The sequence below is a fragment of the Streptomyces sp. NBC_00250 genome (assembly GCF_036192275.1).
Classification (GTDB): Bacteria; Actinomycetota; Actinomycetes; order Streptomycetales; family Streptomycetaceae; genus Streptomyces.
The window spans coordinates 4,401,834-4,421,398 of the sequence record NZ_CP108088.1 but is presented as its reverse complement, the minus strand read 5'-3'; the positions used below and the strand labels follow the sequence as shown (position 1 = coordinate 4,421,398).

Here is a 19,565-nt window from a genome sequence, read left to right as displayed (position 1 = left end):
AGCGCCACCTCCCACCCCCGATAGTGCACTGGCCCACTGACAATCCCGTGAAACCTCGCGCGACATCACGAGACGCAGGTCACGCTCCCGAGCCGCCCCGCGTCCCGCTCACACCGGCGCGACGAGCAGCGGCCGGGCCCGTTCCCGCAGCTCCATCACCCGGGGCTCGTCCCCGTACGGTTCGAGCCGGTGCAGCAGATCCCGTACGTACTCCGTCGTCCGTGCCGAGGAGATCCGTCCCGCCACCTCCACCGCGCGCGTGCCCGCCGCGCAGGCCGCGTCGAGATTGCCCGACTCCAGTTCGGCGACGGCGGAGACCACGAGCCGCAGTCCGTGCGAGCGGACGAACTCCTCCGTCGGCCGGGAGAGCGCCTGCTCGGTGAAGCGGCGCACCTCGCGCGGCGCCTTCAGATCGCTGTAGCACTCGGCGGCGTCGGCGCAGAACCGGTCGTACGAGTAGAAGCCCAGCCAGGTCGGGTCGCCGTCGCCCTCCCGGGAGCGCTCCAGCCAGCCCTCGGCGGACTTGAGCGCGGCCGCCGCGGCGACCCCGTCACCGGCCTTCGCGTGCGCGCGTGCCTCGACGAGCCGGAAGAAGGACATGGTGCGGGCGGTGGCGAGCCCCCGGTTCCTCTCCAGCGCGGCCTGGGCGAGGTCGACGCCCTCGTCGGCGAAGCCCCGGTAGGTGGCCTGGAGGGACATGGAGGCGAGGACGTAGCCGCCGAGGGGCACGTCGGCGGCGGCGCGGGCGAGCCGCAGCGCCTGGATGTAGTAGCGCTGGGCGGCCTCCTGCTGCCCGGTGTCGAAGGCCATCCAGCCGGCGAGCCGGGTGAGCTCGGCGGTCGCGCCGAAGAGGGCCCGGCCGACCTCGTCGGAGTACGAGGCGAGCAGCAGCGGGGCCGCGTCCACGCGTAAGCACTCGGGGACCATGGACGAACGCCAGTCCCCGCCGCCGTACTTGGAGTCCCACCGGCGGGCGTCCTCGGCGGCCTCGCGGAGTTTGGCGACGTCGCTGTGCCCCACGCGCACGTACTCCGGCGGGGTCGCGGCCGCGGCGGCGGTCCCGGTCCCCGTCGAGGACGCGCCCGCGACCGTGATGCCGGCTCCCGGGGGGCGCGGGGCCTCGCGCTCCACGGACGGGTCGGCCGGGGTTATCAGCCAGCGGGACGCGGGAGTCGCGTACGCGCTCACCGCGAAGGATCCGGCGAGCGACTGCCAGATCCCGCCTCCGCCGGCCCGGCGCCCGGCGAGATCCAGCCGGTACAGGTCGGTGGCGGAGCGCACGGCCTCGCCGACGTCGCGCGGGAAGGCGAGCCCCACCTCGGGCGCCGGGTCGGCGTCGGCGAGGCCGATCTCGTGCAGCGGCACGGGCCGGCCGAGCTTCTGCCCGATCGCGGCGGCGATCAGATGCGGGGCGGCGCCCTGCGGCACCATGCCCTTGGACACCCATCGGGCGACCGAGGTCTTGTCGTAACGAAGCGTCAGGCCCCGCTGCGCACCGAGGTCGTTGACGCGCCGGGCGAGCCCGGCGTTGCTGATTCCCGCGAGGGCGAGAACCGTGCCGAGCTTTTCGTTCGGCCCGCGTTGCTCCCTGGACATGACGCCACCCCTCGACAACCCAGACGGCCGCCACGACGCCGGGCATAGGCGTGCGGCATTCGTAAACACAGCGTAGTTCGCCGCATCCCTACCGTTAAGGGGCGGTGTTCCGTATGGCGAGATTGTTGTGTGAAAGGCCGACAGCCGGGCCCGGCTGCCCGGCTCGTGCTCCCGCCGTGTGGCCGTGCGCCCGGCCGTGCGCTCTCTCCGGGCGGCCGGGAGAGCGCTTCCATGAATATCGCGTGGGTCGGCCCGCTCGGCCGGGATCAGTGTCCCGGACCAGTGGGCTGGGGGATACCGCCGCCCCATTCCCCGCGGGCGGCGGACGGCGCCGGGAGGCGGGAGCGCCTCCCGGGCTGCCGGTGACCGGTGGGAAGCGGTGTGCGAGGGCGGATGCCCCGCACGCGTTCCGACCCCGCCGGGGAGGGTCGATATTTGGCCGAATGACGCCGGTGGTCAACTGGCCCATGCCAGGGGCGCATTCGGCTTTCGCACGCGTGCGCCCGGACTCCGCCCCGTGCGCCGTTGTCGTGGCAGCATGTCTCCCACCGAAACGGATGTGGAGGCGCCGATGCGATGGCTGGTGGGCTGGAGCAGTGTCGCCGCGAGCTTCGCAACGACGGCCGGGGCCCGGGCGGGATCGGTGAGCACCACCTACGACCGCGGTCACGGCGGCTCGCAGCCCGGCTACGGAGCGGCATACCCGGCGGACGGCGGCTACGGAGCGACGTACTCCGCGGGCTCCGGTCAGGCCGCCGCCACCGAGGGGCGCACGGTGCAACCGGTCGGCGCGCAACTCCTCTGGGGTGACCCCGACCCCCTGTGGGCGGTCGGCGACTGGCGCCCCGACGAGGTGCGCGTGGTGGCCGTCGACGACCACACCCGCCTCGCCGTCCTCGGCTGTTGCGCCGCGAGCGACGAGGAACTGCGGATCGGCCTGCTCACCGCGCGCGGGGGCGCGTTGCGGCATCTCACGGCCTGGCCCGGCAGCTACACGGCGGTCGTCAAAGCCGGCCGCCGCGTCACCGTCACCGGTGATCTCGCGGGCGCCCGGCCCGTGTTCCACACCCCGTGGGCGGGCGGCACCGCCTTCGCCACCGCCGCCCTGCCGCTCGCCGACCTCGTCGAGGCCCAGCTCGACATCGGCCATCTCGCCGCACTCCTCGCCTGCCCGGAGACCCCGGAGGCACTGCGCGACTCCACCCCGTACGAGGGGGTCCGACGGGTGCCGCCGGGGCACGCGCTGATCCTGCGGGAGGGCTCGCGGGAGATCACCGGGTACGAGCAGGTCGCCTCGCTCGCGGTCGCGGCGGCCGAGGCCGACCCCCGGCAGGCCGTCGAAGGGGTCAGGGACGCCCTCATCGAAGCCGTACGCGCCCGGCTCACCGCGCCCCGGCACGCACCGGAGACCCCGCTTCCCGACCCCGGCCCCGTCCCCGGCATGGGGCCCGCCGACCGGCGCGCGGCCCGGGGCGGGGGCCCGGCGCCCGGCATCGGCGCCGACCTGTCCGGCGGCAGCGCCTCGGGCACGCTCGCGCTGCTCGCGGCGGGCCTCCCGGGGGTGCCGGGCACGATCACCGGGCACGGCACGGGCGCGGGGGAGAGGCTGCTCGCCGTCACTTTCAACGACCTGGCCACGCGCGCGGGTTCGGACCGCGAGGACGAGCTGAAGCGGGCCGGGGAGCTCGCGGCCGACCCGCGCCTGCACCATGTGGTCGTCGCGGGCGGCGAGGAGGCGCTCCCGTACGCCGCGCTCGACGGGCCGCTCACCGACGAGCCGGGCCCTTCGCTCGTCACGGCCGAACGGCACCGCAGGCGCCTCTCGGGCGGCAGCGCCGACCACTTCACCGGCATGGGCGCCAAGCAGGTCCTGGACGCGCACCCGGCGCGCCTCGCGGACCTCCTGATGGACCGCAGGCGCCGCTCCCTGGTGCGTCCCGTGACGGCGCTCGCCAAGGCCTCGGGGCCCTCGGCGGGCTCGCTCCTGGTGCCCCTGACCGTGTACCGGGCGGCGCGGAAGCTGGCCCGTACCCCGTACCGGACGGGCCTGGAGGCGGCGGCCCAGCGGGTCCTGGAGGCGAACCGCACGGCTCCGGACGGCTTCGGCCCCCTGGAGGCGTCCCTCTCCGCGCTGACCTGGTCGCGCCCGGGTCCGGCGGCGCGCTGGCTGACGGGGGAGGCGCTGGCTGAAGTATCGGTTCGCCTGAACCGGGCGGCGACCCTGCCGACCTCTGTCCAGCGCCCGGGCGAAGCACGCGCGCGTGCCGCCCTCGCGCGCGCGGCGGCCGACCACCGCGTCCTGGAACAGGCCGCCGAGATCCGCGGCCAGCGCCTGCACGCCCCCTTCCTCGACAACCAGGTCGTACGGGCCTGCCGGGAGCTCCCCGAATCGCTCCGGGTCCAGCCGGACGCACGCGCGGGCGTGCTGCGCACGGTCCTCTCCGGCGCCGGCATCCACGACCTCCCCCCGGGCTGGGGCGCCCCCCACCCGGCGGTCCCGGCCGCCGCCACGCGCGCGGGGCTGCGCGCGGCGCTCCCGCACCTGATCGCCCTCTTCGACGCCCCGCTGCTCGCCGACGCGGGCCTGATCGAGGCCCGCGTGGTCCGCGAGGCCCTCCGCGCGGCGGCCGACGGCGAACCCGTCCCCCTGGACGGCCTGGCCGACCTCGTCTCCACCGAGCTCTGGCTCCGCCGCCTCATGTCCCGCCGAGGCTCCTGCTGGACCAACACGACGGAACCACGCGCCCACCGCGCGGTGCAGGGCCCCCTGATTCCCGCGACGAGGTCACTCCCGGCGTGAGGGGCCCGGACGAAACGTCACAGCACGCTCGTTCGAGTGAACGCGCTCCGGACCTCGTCGGCCTGCCCGTCCTAAGCTGAGAGCGTCGCACCGAGCGAGGGAGGTCCAGCATGGCGATGCCGCTGCCGGTTCCCGAGGACGCGTTCTCCGAGGGCGTGCCCGACCGTGAGGGTGCGACCGTCCAGGAGACCTTCGAGCTGTTCAGTGCGCTGGCCCCCAAGGGCTGGCGTGTGGAGCTGATCGAAGGGGAGATCCACGTGGTACCTCCGGCCAACGGAGAGCACGAGGTGATCGTGACCGAAGTGGTGGAACAGGTCATCGCCCGACGCGTCGACCGGGAGCTGCGCAACTTCACGGGCATCGGCCTCACCCTGCCCGGAACCACCGACGCGGTAAGAGTCATCCCGGACCTCGTCATCGCCCCCAAAGGCAGCTTCGACGACCAGCAGGAGTGGCACGCCCCCGACCCCGTGCTTCTCGTCGCCGAGGTGACCTCCTCATCCACCGCGCGCCGCGACCGCGTCCAGAAGATCAGGGCCTACGCGCGCGCCGGCATCCCCCTCTACCTGCTCATCGACCGCGAGGCCGGCGAGGCCGTCATCTGTTCCGGTCCTTCCGGCGACGACTACGGTCACAAATCCATCCACAAGCTGGGGACAGTGGTCCCCCTTCCCCATCCGCTCGGTTTCGAGCTCGACACCGGCGCGTTCTGACGGCCGCGATCCGAGGGTCACCCCCGGGTAAACCCCGAGGCGTACGTCCGTGCCGCCGGACACAATGAGCCGGTGCGGTATCTCATCCTCGGCACCACCGAGGCCCTCGACCCCCGCGGCGCCCGCCTCCCCCTCGGCGGCGCCCGGCTGCGCGCGCTGCTCGCCGCCCTCGCGCTGCGCGGCGGACGCGCCGCCTCCGTCACCGAGCTGGCCGACGACGTGTACGGGGACGCCCCGCCGCAGGACGCCCCCGCCGCTCTCCAGGCCCTGGTCGGCCGCCTCCGGCGGATCATCGGCAGCGACGCCGTCGCCTCCACCCCCGGCCCCGGCTACCGGCTCGTCGCCGCCCCCGAGGACATCGACCTGTACGTCTTCGAGCGCCACGTCCAGGACGCGGGCGCCCACCTCGAAGCCGGCGACCCGGAGAAGGCCGCCACCCTCCTCCGCCTGGCCCTCGGCCTCTTCCGGGGCGCCGCCCTCGCCGATCTGTCCGGCCCGGCCGGCGTCCGCCCCGAGGCCCAGCGGCTCGCGGCCCTGCGGCAGCGCGTCGAGGCCGATCTACGCCGGGGCGCCACCGACGGACTCGTACCGGAGCTGACCGAACTCACCACCACGTACCCGTACGACGAGGCCTTCCGCGCCCATCTCATCCGCGCCCTGCGGGCCGAGGGCCGCCACGCCGACGCCCTCACCGCCTACGAGTCGGCCCGCCGTACCCTCGCGGACGCCCTCGGCGCCGACCCGGGCCCCGAACTCACCGCCCTCCACCGGGAACTCCTCGCGGGCCCGCCCCCGAGCCCCGCGCCGAGCCCCGCCCCGGGCCCTGCCCGTACGGGCACCGCGTGGGGGCCGCCGACCGCCCACCCGCAGCCGAAATCCCCGCCGGACCACGCGCAATCTCCCAGCCGGGCGACCCCCACCGTCCTCCCCGGCAACATCCGCCCCCGTCTCACCTCCTTCGTGGGCCGCGAGCCCGAACTCGCCGCGCTCCACGCCGATCTGGCCCGCTCCCGGCTCGTCACACTCACCGGCCCCGGCGGCTCGGGCAAGACCCGCCTTGCCGAGGAGGCCGCCCTCAGGGCCGTAGCCCCCGCCACGGGCCCGGTGGCGAGCACCGACGCCCCCGCCACCGGCCCCGTCACGAGCACCGACGCCCCCACCCCCGCCTGGATCGCCGAGCTCGCCCCGCTCGACGACCCCGAGGCCGTCCCCGGCGCCGTTCTCTCCGCGCTCCGGCTCCGCGAGATCAACCTGATCACCCGCGACGGCGCCGCCCTCCAGGACGACCCCACCGCCCATCTGGTCGAACACCTCGCCCGCCGCCCCTTCCTCCTCGTCCTCGACAACTGCGAGCACGTGATCGACGCGGCCGCGGCCCTCGCCGAGACCCTCCTCACCCACTGCCCCCAGCTCCGCGTCCTCGCCACCAGCCGCGAACCCCTCGGCGTCCCCGGCGAGGCGGTCCGCCCCGTCGAGCCCCTTCCGCCCGACCCCGCGCACCGCCTCTTCGCCGAGCGCGCCCGCGCCGTGCGCCCCTCCTTCGACCTCGCCCGGGACGGCGCCGCCGTCGACGAGATCTGCCGCCGCCTCGACGGCCTGCCCCTCGCCATCGAACTGGCCGCCGCCCGGCTGCGGCTGCTCACCCCGCGCCAGATCGCCGACCGTCTCGACGACCGCTTCCAGCTGCTCACCTCCGGCTCCCGCACGGTCCTGCCCCGCCAGCAGACCCTCCGCGCGGTCGTCGACTGGTCCTGGGAGCTGCTCGACCCCGACGAGCGAACCCTGCTCCGGCAGGTCTCGGTCTTCGCCGGCGGCTGGGACCTCGCGGCGGCGGAGGCCCTCTCCCCGCGCGCCGCGGACTCGCTCGGCGCCCTGGTCGACAAGTCCCTCGTCGTCGCCACCCCCACCGAGGGCGGCGAGATGCGCTACCGGCTCCTGGAGACCATCCACGAGTACGCGGTCGAGCGCGCCGGCGAGACCCCGGCGCTCCTCGCCGCCGCCGAGGCCACCCACACCGCCCATTTCACGGCCCTCGCCGAGGCCGCCGAGCCCAAGCTCCGCTCGGGCGAACAGCTGCCCTGGATCGCGCGCATCGAGAGCGACCTCGACAACATCCGCGCCGCCCTGCACCGCACCGTCGTCACCGCCCCCGACGAGGCCGCCGCCCACCGCCTGGTCTTCGCCGTGGGCTGGTTCTGGTGGCTGCGCAACTACCGCCCCGAAGGCCTGACCTGGGTGGACCGCACGGTCGCGCTCGGCGACGACCCGGCCGACCCCGAGGACCTCCGCTACTGGCCCCGCATGCGGCTGCGCATGCTGCAGTTCTTCCTCGCGGTCGACAGCCGCACGCTGGGCGACTTCCAGGAACCGGAGGCGATCGCGCTCGCCCGCCGCGTACGGTCCGCGTTCGGTGAGCCACCGGGCCCCGAGGGCGCCCGGTTCCCCGGCCTGCTCTGGCCGTTCACCGCGTACCTCACCGAGGAACCGGCCGTGGTCCGCGGCCTCCTCGACGAGGCCGTCGCCAACTGTCGCCGCCACGGCGGCGACTGGGAGGTCGGCGTCAGCCTCATGTTCCGTACGCACATGGTCGTCGACATGCCCGGCGGCATGCCCGGCATCGACGAGGACCTGGCCGAGCTCGGCCGCCTCGCCCGGAGCGTCGGCGACCGCTGGATGGGGGCCCAGATCGCGAGCGCGACGGGCGAGGCCCATATGCTGCGCGGCCGCAGCGAGGAGGCCGGGGAGGCGTACGAGGAGGCGCTCCGGCTGGCCCGCGAGGTCGGCGCGCATGCAGAGTCGCCGTTCCTCATCGCCCGCCTTGCCGAACTCGACTATCAGGCAGGGGACATGGAGGCCGCCGAGAAGGGCCTCGACGAGGCCGCGCGGGAGGCGGAGCGCTACTTCGTGCGGGACACCGGCGTGTTCGTCTGCTTCCTGCGTGCCGTCCTCGCCCTGCACCGCGGGGAGGTCGCGGAGGCCCGCGCCCAGCTGGAGGAGGCGGGCCGCACGGCCGCGACCGGTGCGCCCCCACCGCACTTCGAGGCGGCCCTCGTGGGGCTGTCCGCGCGCGTCGAGGCGGGCGAGGGCCGGGCTTCCGCCGTCGCCACGGCCACCGACGCGCTGCGCGGTGCGCGGGACGCGCAGTGCGCGGACTTCATCACCGCGGGCCTGGCGGAGGGCCTCGCGATCGTCCTGTCCTCGGCGGGCGAACCGGCTCTGGCGGTACGGATCATGGCGGCCGTCGACGGCTGGCGCGACGAGCGGCCCCGTTCGGTTCCGGGCCTGCGTGACCTGGAGACGGTGACCGACCGCGCGCTCGCGGCGCTCGGCCCGTCGGGCCTCGCCGCCGCCCGCGCGGCGGGGGAGGGCCTCGGCATCGACGACGTACTGGCCCTCGCGGAGACCGTCACCGCGAGGCCCGCCCCGGACGGAGACGGGAGCGGGACCGTCGGGAGCGGCTGACCCGGGACGTTCGAGACCGTCAGGAGCGGCTGATCAAGGGCGTGCGGAACCGTCTCGGTCAGCTGACCGAGACGTACGAGTACGTCAGGAGCAGCTGATCTGGGACTGCGCCCAGTCGGCGACCGCGGCCCGCCCGAACGGCGTGTGCTCCTCCACCACCAGCCGGATCGTGCTGCGGCCGGAGATGTCGACGTGCACCGGGATCGGCGGATCGCCGGCCCGGACCACGTCGGAGCGCCAGAGCCGCTCCTCGTCCCCGTACACGGAGAAGCGGACGCCGCCGACACCGAGCAGGGCGCTCAGGTCGTCGACGCCGACGATCGCGTCGTAACTCGTGCACTGCCGGTTGAGGTCGATCAGCAGGGACGAGGGCGCGTGGACGCTCACCCCGTGCGCGTACCGCGTACCGCCGAGGGAGAGGCCGTTGCGCTGCCACATCCAGCTGCTGTCCGAGAGGGCGACCTCGGGCTTGGAGCCGTCGCCGAAGATCCCGTAGTCCAGCTCGTTGACCTGGTAGACGCTCGGCGGCGCGGGCGGCGGCGTCGGCTTCTGCGAGGGCTTCTCGGGACTCGGCGTAGGCGTAGGCGTGGGTGTCGGCGTCGGGCTGGGCTTCGGCGGCGGCGTCGGCTTGGGGGACGGCTTCGCGGGAGTCGGCTCCGGGGAGGGCTTCGCGGGAGTCGGCGTGGGTGTCGGGGTCGGCGTCGGCGTGGGTGCCGGCGGCTCGGACCGTACGGGCGGAGGCGGCGGTACGGGCTTCGACGTCGGCTTCGGCGGGGGTGCGGGCTCCGCCGGTACGACGGGGGTGACCACGGGCTGCGTGGGCCGGGGCGCGGCCACGGGCTGCGGATCCCCGGCCATGGCCCAGACGAGCCCGGCGGCCGCGGCGACGGCCACGGCCGCCGCGACACCGGCCTTCGCCGGCGCCCCGAGACCCTCGGCGGCGGCACCACCGGAGGCCGCGCCCCCGGAGGTCCCGGAGGCGGCCGCGGCCGCACCGGCCGCGCCCGCGCCGACGGCGCCACCGGCGACGACACCGGCGGCCTTGAGCGAGTACCCGGCGGCGAACCAGCCGATGACGGCGACGGGCAGCAGCGCGGGGATCCCGGCGTTGACATGGGCCAGCTCACCGGCGGCGAGCCGGCACTTGGCGCACTCGTCCAGGTGCTTGCGCAGTCCGCGCTCGGCGCGCATCCGCAGCCCACCGCGCGCGTAGGCGCCGAGCCGGTCCGCGTACCGGGCGCAGTCGCCGCCGGCGGTCAGGGACTGGCTGACGTGGGCCTGGAGGTAGGCCTGTTTGAGGCCTTCGCGGGCACGGCTGGCGAGGACGGCCGTGGCGTTGGCGGTCAGGCCGAAGAGCGGCGCGACCTCGCTCGGGGACTCCTCCTCGACGGTGGTGTGCCACAGCACGGCCTGCCAGCGCTCGGGCAGCGAGCGGAAGGCCTGCATGGCGAGCGACTGCTCGGCCTCGTGCATGGCCCGGACGTCGGCGCCGAGGTCCATCGTGTCCTGGTCGGAGACCTCGGAGGAACGGGCGGCGTCCGCCGCGAACACGGCGAAGTCCTCGACCAGGTGTTCCCGCTTCTGGGTCCTGGCCCAGTTGGCCGCGGCCCGCCGGACGGTGGTCATCAGATAGGCGCGTACGGCCTGTTCGGGCCCGGCGCCGCCCCGGACCGCCTGGAGGGTGCGGGCGAAGACCTCGGCGGTCAGGTCGTCGGCGGTGTGCGCGTCCCGGCAGCAGGTTCTCGCGTACCGGCGCACGGCCTCGGAGTGGCGGCGGAACAGCTCCTCGTACGCGGAGTCGTCGCCCTCCCGCATGAGCTGGACGAGCTCGGCGTCGGAGGGCGGCAGTTCGAGGGGCGGCGGAAGCACGGTGTCGTGCGGCTCGTCGTCCTCGACAGTCGCCGCGTTCCCGGTCGTCCCGTCCCCGGCGTGGTCGGCGAAGGTCGTGGAGGCCGCCCCCGCGGCAGCCCCGGAAGCGGTGCCCCACCCGGACGCCTTGCCCTCACGCTGCTGCGGCACGCTCGCGTCGAGCGGCTCTACCGGACCTGGTGCGCCGGAGAGGCCTCCCGGCCCGCCCTGGCTGGGCACCTGCCGTGAGGGCGTGCCCCCGGTCTCCGCGGTGCCGCCGTTTCCCAGCGGCTCGTCCCGACCGTCACCGCTCATCGCGGAAGCCCCCGTACGCATGCTCAGACCCGAACACCGACCAAGCCTGCCACAGAGCGCGGGCACGCCGAAGCGCCGCGTCCACTTACCACTCGTCCGGGGCGACTTCGTGTATCCGGGCGTAACCGCTCACACGTTCGTGTCATGCTCGTTGGTCCGCCCGGACCACAAAAGGGCCGAAGTACCGAAGTGCCGAAGCGCCGAAGCACCGAAGCACCGAAGCGCCGAAGCGCCGAAGCGCCGAAGCGCCGAAGGACGAACTCCCTACCGGGAGCGCAGCCCCTCAAGCAGGATGTCGAGGAGCCGGGTCGAGGCCGCCGCCTGCTGCACCGCGTCCGGCAGGGCCGGGGCGGCGGTGGCGATGACGAGGAGAACGTCCGCCACGGTCACATCGGCCCGCAGCTCACCCGCCTCACGCGCCCGGTCGACCAGCCGGCCGACCACCTCAAGGAGCTCCGCGGCGCCCGAGTCGTCCTTCTCCTCGGCCGGTACGGCCCGCGGCGCGACCACGCGCGCGTCGGTCTGCTCGCCGAGACCCCGCTGGTACGGCACCCGCGCCGCGTCGTCCGCGTCGTGGGACTCGCCACCGAACGGCAGCACCGTGGCGTCGTCCACGCCCACCCGCAGCACCTGCGGCGGAAGGAGCCGGCCCGCGCCCGAGGCCACCGAGGTCCGCAGGAACCGGGAGAGCGCCGACCACGGCTCGTCCTCCTGGCCCAGCGCGGCCCGCGCCTGCTCGGTCAGCCGGGAGGTCTCCTCCTCGGCTATGCGCCGGACCAGCACGTCCTTGCTCGGGAAGCGCCGGTAGACGGTGCCGACCCCGACACGGGCGCGGCGTGCCACGTCCTCCATCGGAGCCCCGTAACCGAGCTCGCCGAACACCTCGCGCGCGGCGCGCAGGACGTGCTCCAGATTGCGCTGGGCGTCCACCCGCAGCGGCGCGGACCTGCCGCCGGCCACCGGTGCGCCATTGCGCTCCGAGCCGACGACGCCCGCGTGCGGGCCGTCGTCCACGGTCGCCGTGCCGGCGCCCGTCTGCCATCGTGAATCCTGAATCTGCATAAGCGTTCCCCCGCTCATGATGTCTCCCCCCGGAGACTCCCCGCCCTGATACGGGGCTTCCGGTCGACGAGCGCTTCGGTCCACGCGCTCCCATCCGACACCCCGACGAAGTACGAACATAGTTGAGTCCGGGTCAATTCAGAAGGGGGAGTTCCGTACGGTGCGCCCCCCGATCGGAGCAAGGACCGGAACACTCCCGATTCAGACCCCCGACCGAACCCGGCGCGGCCCCCCTGACCTGCACCGTTGTGGCCGCACCCCCCTCATGCGCCACCCCGCGCCTCCGTACCCCTCCGGTCACACAATTTGCCGGGGCTGTGGACAAACCACGGACGGCGGTGCGTCATGGGACAGTGACGGAACCTGCGCGCATTCTCGTGGTCGGCGGTGGCTACGTCGGCATGTACACCGCGCTGCGCCTCCAGCGGCAGCTCAGGGCCGAGCTCAGAGCCGGCGACGCCGAGATCACGGTGGTCACCCCCGAGCCGTACATGACGTACCAGCCGTTCCTGCCCGAGGCCGCCGCCGGCTCGATCTCCCCGAGGCATGTCGTCGTGCCGCTCCGCCGGGTCCTGGACCGCTGCCGGATCGTCATCGGCGAGGTCCTCTCCGTCGACCACGCCAAGCGGACCGCGACCCTCTCCACCCTCGCGACCGTCGAGGAGGGCGCCGGCGCCGTGGACCTCACGTACGACGAGCTGGTCATCGCGCCGGGCTCGGTCTCCCGCACCCTCCCGGTCCCCGGCCTCGCCGACCACGGCATCGGCTTCAAGACGGTGGAGGAGGCCATCGGCCTGCGCAACCACGTCATCGAGCAGATGGACATCGCCTCCTCGACCCGTGACCCCGCGATCCGCGACGCCGCCCTCACCTTCGTCTTCGTCGGCGGGGGCTACGCGGGCGTGGAGGCGCTCGCCGAGCTGGAGGACATGGCCCGCTACACGGCGCGGTACTACCACAACGTCAAGCCCGAGGACCTGCGATGGGTCCTGGTCGAGGCCTCGGACCGGATCCTGCCCGAGGTGGGCGCGGAGATGGGCAAGTACGCCATCCGCGAGCTGCGCGGCCGGAACATCGACGTACGCCTGGAGACCCGCCTCGAATCCTGCGAGGACCGGGTCGCCGTCCTCAGCGACGGCACCCGGCTGCCCACCCGCACCGTCGTCTGGACCGCGGGCGTCAAGCCCGCCCCCGTCCTCGCCGCGACCGACCTGCCGCTGAACGAGCGCGGCCGGCTCCGCTGCACGGCCGAGCTCGCCGTCGAGGGCGTGGCCCACGCCTGGGCGGCCGGTGACGCCGCCGCCGTCCCCGACGTGACCTCGGACGAACCCGGCAAGGAGTGCGCGCCCAACGCGCAGCACGCCGTCCGCCAGGCCAAGGTCCTCGCCGAGAACATCACGGCCTCCCTGCGCGGGCAGCCGCTCAAGGAGTACGCGCACGCGTACGTGGGCTCCGTCGCGTCGCTCGGCCTCCACAAGGGGGTCGCCCACGTCTACGGACGGAAACTGAAGGGATATCCGGCGTGGTTCATGCACCGCGCCTATCACCTCAGCCGCGTGCCCACCTTCAACCGCAAGGCCCGGGTCCTCGCCGAATGGACCCTGTCCGGCCTGTTCAAACGGGAGATCGTCTCCCTCGGGTCGCTGGAACACCCCCGCGCCGAATTCGAACTCGCCGCCGCTCCGCCACCCGACCACGGCGACAAGCCGTCGTCCTGACATCACTGTCAGTGCACTCGTCCACACTGGACGTGTGACCATAGGTGGGCTCACACCTGCACAGCGTGACTCTGCACGGCACCGACACCACGAGGCATAGAGATCCGTGAACTTCACCCGTTGGAGCGCCCGGCTCCCCGGCACACAGCGCCGCGCGGCGCGGGGGACCGAAGGCTCCGTGCCCGCCGCCCGCGGTGAGTACGCGCAGCAGCTGGGGCAACTCGCCGACGACACCGCCGACACCGGCGGCGTCGCCGTCGAGACCGGCGACGTACCCACCCTTGAGGACTTCTCCGTACGAGAGCTCCTCGGCCGTCTCCCCGGCCTGGTCGCGCTCGTGTACGGCCCGGAGCACCGCATCGCGTACGTCAACGACGCCTATGCCGCCGCCTTCGGCCCACGCCCCGCGGGCGCCGCGGTCGCCGACACCTGCCCGGAGGCGGAGGAGCTCGGCCTGCTGCCCCTCATGGACCAGGTGCTGCGCAGCGGCAAGCCGCGTACGGTCAAGTCCCGCCGCACCCAGGACGGCGGCTCGTACACGGTGACGTGCCTGCCCGTGGACAGCCCGGACCTCGACGGCGGCGGAGTCCTCGTCCACGCGGCGGACGTCACCGACCACGCCGAGGCCGCCGAGCGACTGCGGGCCAGCGAGCGCCGCCACCGAGAGACCGCCGTCACCCTCCAGCGCTCCCTGCTCCCGCAGGACCTGGAGCAGCCCGACGACCTGCGGATCGCCGCCACCTACCAGCCCGGCGGCACCGACGCGGCCGTCGGTGGCGACTGGTACGACGTGATCACCCTCGGCGCCGGCCGCACCGCGCTCGTCATCGGCGACGTGATGGGCCGGGGCGTGCGCGCCGCCGCCGTCATGGGCCAGCTCCGCACCGCCGTCCGGGCCTACGCGCGCCTGGACCTGCCCCCGCACGAGGTGCTCCAGCTGCTCGACGGCCTCGCCGCCGAGATCGACGCCAGCCAGATCGCCACCTGTGTGTACGCGATCCACGACCCCAACGAGGGGAAGCTGGTCTACGCCTCGGCGGGCCACCTCCCGATCCTCGTCCGGGACGAGGACGGCAGCGTCCGCCGCGCCGAGGACCCGACGGGCCCGCCGCTCGGCACGGGCGGCTGGCTGCACACCTCCGGCTCCATCGCCCTGCCGCCCGGCTCGACCGCCGTCCTCTACACCGACGGGCTGGTCGAGCGGCGCCGCGAGGACATCGACGAGGGCGTCGCCGCCCTGGCCCGCGCGCTCTCCGGCGCGAGCGGCACTCCGCAGGTGGTCTGCGACCGTCTGCTCCGCTCCCTGGGGGTCACCGCGGAGCACGACGACGACGTGGCCGTCCTGGTGGTCCAGCACCCCTCCCGCAAGGGAGCGGACGCGGAGCTCTTCCACAACGCGGCCCTGGAACTCCTCGGTGGAGTCGAGGCCGCTCCCCGCGCGCGTGCCTTCGCCTCCGGGGTCCTGTCGTCCTGGCGCTTCCCGGTCGAACTGCGCGACCTGGGCGTCCTCGCCACCAGCGAACTGGTGGCGAACTCCCTCCAGCACGGCACCCCGCCCATGCGGCTGCGCCTGCGTCGTACCGACCGCCGCCTGATCATCGAGGTGACGGACGGGGACGACCATCTGCCGCGCCGCCGCAGGGCGGAATCGGAGGACGAGGCGGGTCGCGGGATCTCGATCATCGCGACGATCGCCTCGTCCTGGGGGAGCCGCCGCACACCGGGCGGCGGCAAAGCGGTCTGGTGCGAGTTCGCCCTGCCCGACCACTGAGAAATCAGGCTGCCGCGGTCTCCTTCTCGGGCACGTGCTGCGCCACGACCCGGGACGGCTTCACGGCAAGCGACGGCTGGTTCTGCTCCGGGGTCAGCTGCTTGCCCAGCCGCACCGCGAGGAACGTGATGCCGAGCGAGAAGAGCACGAACGTCACGATGTACGGACCGTGCAGCGCGGCCCCCATGGGCCCGCCGACGGCCGGCCCCACGGCCAGCGCCAGCTGCTTGACCAGCGCGAAGGCCGAGTTGTACTGCCCGACCATCGACTCCGGCGCCAGATCGGCGACCAGCGGCGCCACGGTCGGCGACAGCATCGCCTCACCGAGCCCGAAGAGGGCGTACGTGGAGACGAAGGCCGCCGTCGCCATGGCCTGGCTGCCGTGCCCGAGGCCCGCGTACCCGGCGATGAGCCAGGCCACGGTCCAGATCAGACCCACGGCCGCGATCACCCGGGTCCGCTTGCGGCGCTCGACGAACTTCAGCACCAGGAACTGCGCGGCCACGATCACCGCGGTGTTGGCGGCGAGCGCGATACCGAGCGTCGAGGGCTGGATGCCGGCGGCCTCGGTGCCGTAGGCGGCGAGGCCCGACTCGAACTGTCCGTAGCAGGCGAAGAAGAGGACGAAGCCGAGGACGCACAGCTGCACCATCGCCTTGTGCCCGAGCAGCGCGCGGACACCGCCGCCCTTGCCGCCCTCGGAAGGACGGGCGCCCTGGAACGCGGGGGAGCCCGGCATCCGCACGGTCCCCACGATCGCCGCCAGGACCAGGAACATCGCCGCCTCGATCGAGAACAGCAGGATGAAGCTGCCCGGACGGTTCGTGTCGACCAGTAGACCGCCGATCAGACCACCGACACCGAGACCCAGGTTCTGCAGGAAGAACTGCATGGCGAAGGCCCGCGTGCGGCCGACGGGCGTCGAGCACCAGACGATCATCGTGGCGAGGGCCGGCTGGAGCACGGCCGTACCGGCACCGAGCAGCGCCGCGGCCCCCACGGCCGCGGGCACGCTGGAGGCGAAGCCCATCGCCACCGCACCCACGGCGGCGACGACCGAGGCGACCAGCAGGACCGGCACGGGCCCGCGCCGGTCGATGGCCCGCCCGCTGAAGGGCAGCACCACGAGTGCGGCCATGGCGAACACGGCCAGGACGATGCCCGCCGTGGCCGCGCCCAGATCCCGCACCTGCGCCACGTACACATAGAGGTACGGCACGGTGAAGCCGAGTCCGAACGCGCTCAGCGCGCTGCCTGCCTGAATACGGCGCATCGCTGCGCCCCTCGCCTCGGTCACACTCACCCACTTCGGTCGCAGGTTCAGAGGTGTAGCCCTGAACCTTGAAGACTTCAACACTAAAGTTAGACCCTTAACAGTACACACCGAAGGACTTCAACGCCAACGAGAGCCGTGGGATACTCGCCGCATGTCCGACAACCCCGAGCGGTCCGGCCCGCAGGCTCCGCAGGAGCCGAGCCTCGACGAGCAGATCGCCGCCTACCAGCGCGAGTTCCGCGACCTCGACCCCCAGGTCGAGAAGGTCGTCTCCGCCCTCGGCCGGCTGAACCGCCGGATGAACGTGGCGTACGGACGCCAGCTCGCCGACCTCGGCATCAGCAACGCCGAGTGGGAGGTCCTCAAGACCCTTGTCCTCGCCGGCGAGCCCTACCGTCTGGGCCCCGGCGAGCTCGCCAAGCGCCTGGGCCTCACTCCGGCCGCGATGACCCACCGCATCGACCGCATGGCGGGAGAGGGCCTGGTCACCCGCGACCGCGACGAGAACAACCGCGTCCGGGTGATCGTCGAGCTCACCGACGAGGGCCGCTCGAAGTGGCTGGAGGCCATGCGCATGGCCACGGACTTCGAGGAGGAGCTGCTCCAGGACCTGACGTCGGACGAGAGGGGAGTACTCGGCGAGATCCTCATCCGTCTCCTCCGCCGGGTGGAGCTCACCCAGCCCGACGCCGGCGGTCGCCTGACGGACCTCGACTGAGGTCCTCCGGGGTCACCCGAGGCCATCTGAGAGGGGGTTGACACGCCCCCACCGGATGCGTAATGTTCTCCGAGTTGTCACAGAGCCGGAACGGTTCTTCGACAGCCACTCCGCCGCTGATAGCGGCACCTCTACTCAGCACGAACTCCCCACCGGGAAGAATTTCGGCATGCCGAAATTCATTTCGAAAGCTCGATTATGAGCCGCCGGGGAAATCCGCTAGAGTTTGAGACGTCGGAACGGCCCAACAGCCGCAAAGACAAACCCCGCTGACTGGGAATCAGACGCCGAAAGGATCTGATAGAGTCGGAACCGCCGGAAGGGCCCGGAGCGAAAGCGAATGGGACCGGAAAGCACCGAGGAAATCGGATCGGAAAGATCTGATAGAGTCGGAAACGCAAGAACGAAGGGAAGCCCGGAGGAAAGCCCGAGAGGGTGAGTACAAAGGAAGCGTCCGTTCCTTGAGAACTCAACAGCGTGCCAAAAATCAACGCCAGATTAGTTGATACCCCGTCCATCTTCGGATGGCGAGGTTCCTTTGAAAGTCCTGCCGGCCCTTGTGGCGGGTAGGCAACATACACAGCGAGGACGCTGTGGACAGTCGGCCTTATTCCGGTCTGACTGTCCCGCTCAACGCGAGTGTCACCCGATTACGGGTAAACATTCACGGAGAGTTTGATCCTGGCTCAGGACGAACGCTGGCGGCGTGCTTAACACATGCAAGTCGAACGATGAAGCCCTTCGGGGTGGATTAGTGGCGAACGGGTGAGTAACACGTGGGCAATCTGCCCTTCACTCTGGGACAAGCCCTGGAAACGGGGTCTAATACCGGATAACACCGGCTTCCGCATGGGAGCTGGTTGAAAGCTCCGGCGGTGAAGGATGAGCCCGCGGCCTATCAGCTTGTTGGTGGGGTAATGGCCTACCAAGGCGACGACGGGTAGCCGGCCTGAGAGGGCGACCGGCCACACTGGGACTGAGACACGGCCCAGACTCCTACGGGAGGCAGCAGTGGGGAATATTGCACAATGGGCGAAAGCCTGATGCAGCGACGCCGCGTGAGGGATGACGGCCTTCGGGTTGTAAACCTCTTTCAGCAGGGAAGAAGCGAAAGTGACGGTACCTGCAGAAGAAGCGCCGGCTAACTACGTGCCAGCAGCCGCGGTAATACGTAGGGCGCAAGCGTTGTCCGGAATTATTGGGCGTAAAGAGCTCGTAGGCGGCTTGTCACGTCGGGTGTGAAAGCCCGGGGCTTAACCCCGGGTCTGCATCCGATACGGGCAGGCTAGAGTGTGGTAGGGGAGATCGGAATTCCTGGTGTAGCGGTGAAATGCGCAGATATCAGGAGGAACACCGGTGGCGAAGGCGGATCTCTGGGCCATTACTGACGCTGAGGAGCGAAAGCGTGGGGAGCGAACAGGATTAGATACCCTGGTAGTCCACGCCGTAAACGTTGGGAACTAGGTGTTGGCGACATTCCACGTCGTCGGTGCCGCAGCTAACGCATTAAGTTCCCCGCCTGGGGAGTACGGCCGCAAGGCTAAAACTCAAAGGAATTGACGGGGGCCCGCACAAGCAGCGGAGCATGTGGCTTAATTCGACGCAACGCGAAGAACCTTACCAAGGCTTGACATATACCGGAAAGCATTAGAGATAGTGCCCCCCTTGTGGTCGGTATACAGGTGGTGCATGGCTGTCGTCAGCTCGTGTCGTGAGATGTTGGGTTAAGTCCCGCAACGAGCGCAACCCTTGTCCTGTGTTGCCAGCATGCCCTTCGGGGTGATGGGGACTCACAGGAGACCGCCGGGGTCAACTCGGAGGAAGGTGGGGACGACGTCAAGTCATCATGCCCCTTATGTCTTGGGCTGCACACGTGCTACAATGGCCGGTACAAAGAGCTGCGATGCCGCGAGGCGGAGCGAATCTCAAAAAGCCGGTCTCAGTTCGGATTGGGGTCTGCAACTCGACCCCATGAAGTCGGAGTTGCTAGTAATCGCAGATCAGCATTGCTGCGGTGAATACGTTCCCGGGCCTTGTACACACCGCCCGTCACGTCACGAAAGTCGGTAACACCCGAAGCCGGTGGCCCAACCCCTTGTGGGAGGGAGCTGTCGAAGGTGGGACTGGCGATTGGGACGAAGTCGTAACAAGGTAGCCGTACCGGAAGGTGCGGCTGGATCACCTCCTTTCTAAGGAGCACAGCACCGATTGCAGGCAAATGTTCTGCACGGTCAGCTCATGGGTGGAACGTTGATTAGTTGGCACAGTCTCTCTCCGAGAAATCGT

The 19,565-nt window shown here is 72.1% G+C and carries 10 protein-coding genes and 1 rRNA gene; 7 read left to right on the top strand and 4 right to left on the bottom strand.

Translation table 11 applies throughout. From position 1 onward, the window contains the following. Positions 1 to 108: 108 nt before the first annotated feature. Positions 109 to 1,596 carry an MFS transporter gene (locus OG259_RS19900; RefSeq protein ID WP_328943499.1) on the bottom strand — a complete coding sequence of 496 codons (1,488 nt, stop codon included), beginning with the start codon at positions 1,594 to 1,596 and terminating at the stop codon, positions 109 to 111. A 571-nt stretch (positions 1,597 to 2,167) separates the two neighbouring features. Here OG259_RS19900 and OG259_RS19895 point away from each other — a divergent pair. The 3 genes from OG259_RS19895 to OG259_RS19885 all read left to right on the top strand — a co-directional run bounded on the left by OG259_RS19895 (position 2,168) and on the right by OG259_RS19885 (position 8,571). After that, a complete protein-coding gene (locus OG259_RS19895; protein WP_328947127.1) occupies positions 2,168 to 4,396 on the top strand; it encodes an asparagine synthase-related protein in 2,229 nt (742 codons plus the stop codon). A gap of 116 nt (positions 4,397 to 4,512) precedes the next feature. Beyond that, positions 4,513 to 5,109 (top strand): Uma2 family endonuclease, encoded by a 597-nt coding sequence (locus OG259_RS19890; RefSeq protein ID WP_443052137.1) that lies wholly within the window; start codon positions 4,513 to 4,515, stop codon positions 5,107 to 5,109. A gap of 72 nt (positions 5,110 to 5,181) precedes the next feature. Beyond that, on the top strand, positions 5,182 to 8,571 hold the full coding sequence (locus OG259_RS19885; protein WP_328943497.1) for an AfsR/SARP family transcriptional regulator: 3,390 nt from the start codon (positions 5,182 to 5,184) through the stop codon (positions 8,569 to 8,571). An 84-nt stretch (positions 8,572 to 8,655) separates the two neighbouring features. Here the strand turns inward: OG259_RS19885 and OG259_RS19880 are convergent, their stop codons facing one another. Together OG259_RS19880 and OG259_RS19875 are read right to left on the bottom strand one after the other, a co-directional pair. Beyond that, positions 8,656 to 10,734, bottom strand: a complete 2,079-nt coding sequence (locus OG259_RS19880) for a sigma-70 family RNA polymerase sigma factor (RefSeq protein ID WP_328943496.1) — start codon at positions 10,732 to 10,734, stop codon at positions 8,656 to 8,658. 264 nt (positions 10,735 to 10,998) lie between these two features. Further along, complete coding sequence (locus OG259_RS19875; protein WP_328943495.1) at positions 10,999 to 11,796, bottom strand: TetR/AcrR family transcriptional regulator; 798 nt, start codon at positions 11,794 to 11,796, stop codon at positions 10,999 to 11,001. Positions 11,797 to 12,149: 353 nt separating this feature from the next. Here OG259_RS19875 and OG259_RS19870 point away from each other — a divergent pair, with 353 nt between their 5' ends. Further along, positions 12,150 to 13,514 carry an NAD(P)/FAD-dependent oxidoreductase gene (locus OG259_RS19870; RefSeq protein ID WP_328943494.1) on the top strand — a complete coding sequence of 455 codons (1,365 nt, stop codon included), beginning with the start codon at positions 12,150 to 12,152 and terminating at the stop codon, positions 13,512 to 13,514. Between the two features lie 106 nt (positions 13,515 to 13,620). After that, the gene (locus tag OG259_RS19865; RefSeq protein ID WP_328943493.1) at positions 13,621 to 15,285 is read left to right on the top strand and encodes an ATP-binding SpoIIE family protein phosphatase; all 1,665 of its coding nucleotides are present in this window, start codon (positions 13,621 to 13,623) and stop codon (positions 15,283 to 15,285) included. Between the two features lie 4 nt (positions 15,286 to 15,289). On the opposite strand, the gene OG259_RS19860 is transcribed toward OG259_RS19865, so the two are convergent. Then, the gene (locus OG259_RS19860; protein WP_328943492.1) at positions 15,290 to 16,558 is read right to left on the bottom strand and encodes an MFS transporter; all 1,269 of its coding nucleotides are present in this window, start codon (positions 16,556 to 16,558) and stop codon (positions 15,290 to 15,292) included. Positions 16,559 to 16,712: 154 nt separating this feature from the next. On the opposite strand from OG259_RS19860, the gene OG259_RS19855 reads away from it, so the two are divergent. After that, on the top strand, positions 16,713 to 17,279 hold the full coding sequence (locus tag OG259_RS19855) for a MarR family winged helix-turn-helix transcriptional regulator (protein ID WP_030318311.1): 567 nt from the start codon (positions 16,713 to 16,715) through the stop codon (positions 17,277 to 17,279). A 663-nt stretch (positions 17,280 to 17,942) separates the two neighbouring features. Further along, positions 17,943 to 19,468 (top strand): 16S ribosomal RNA (locus tag OG259_RS19850). Positions 19,469 to 19,565 lie beyond the last annotated feature (97 nt).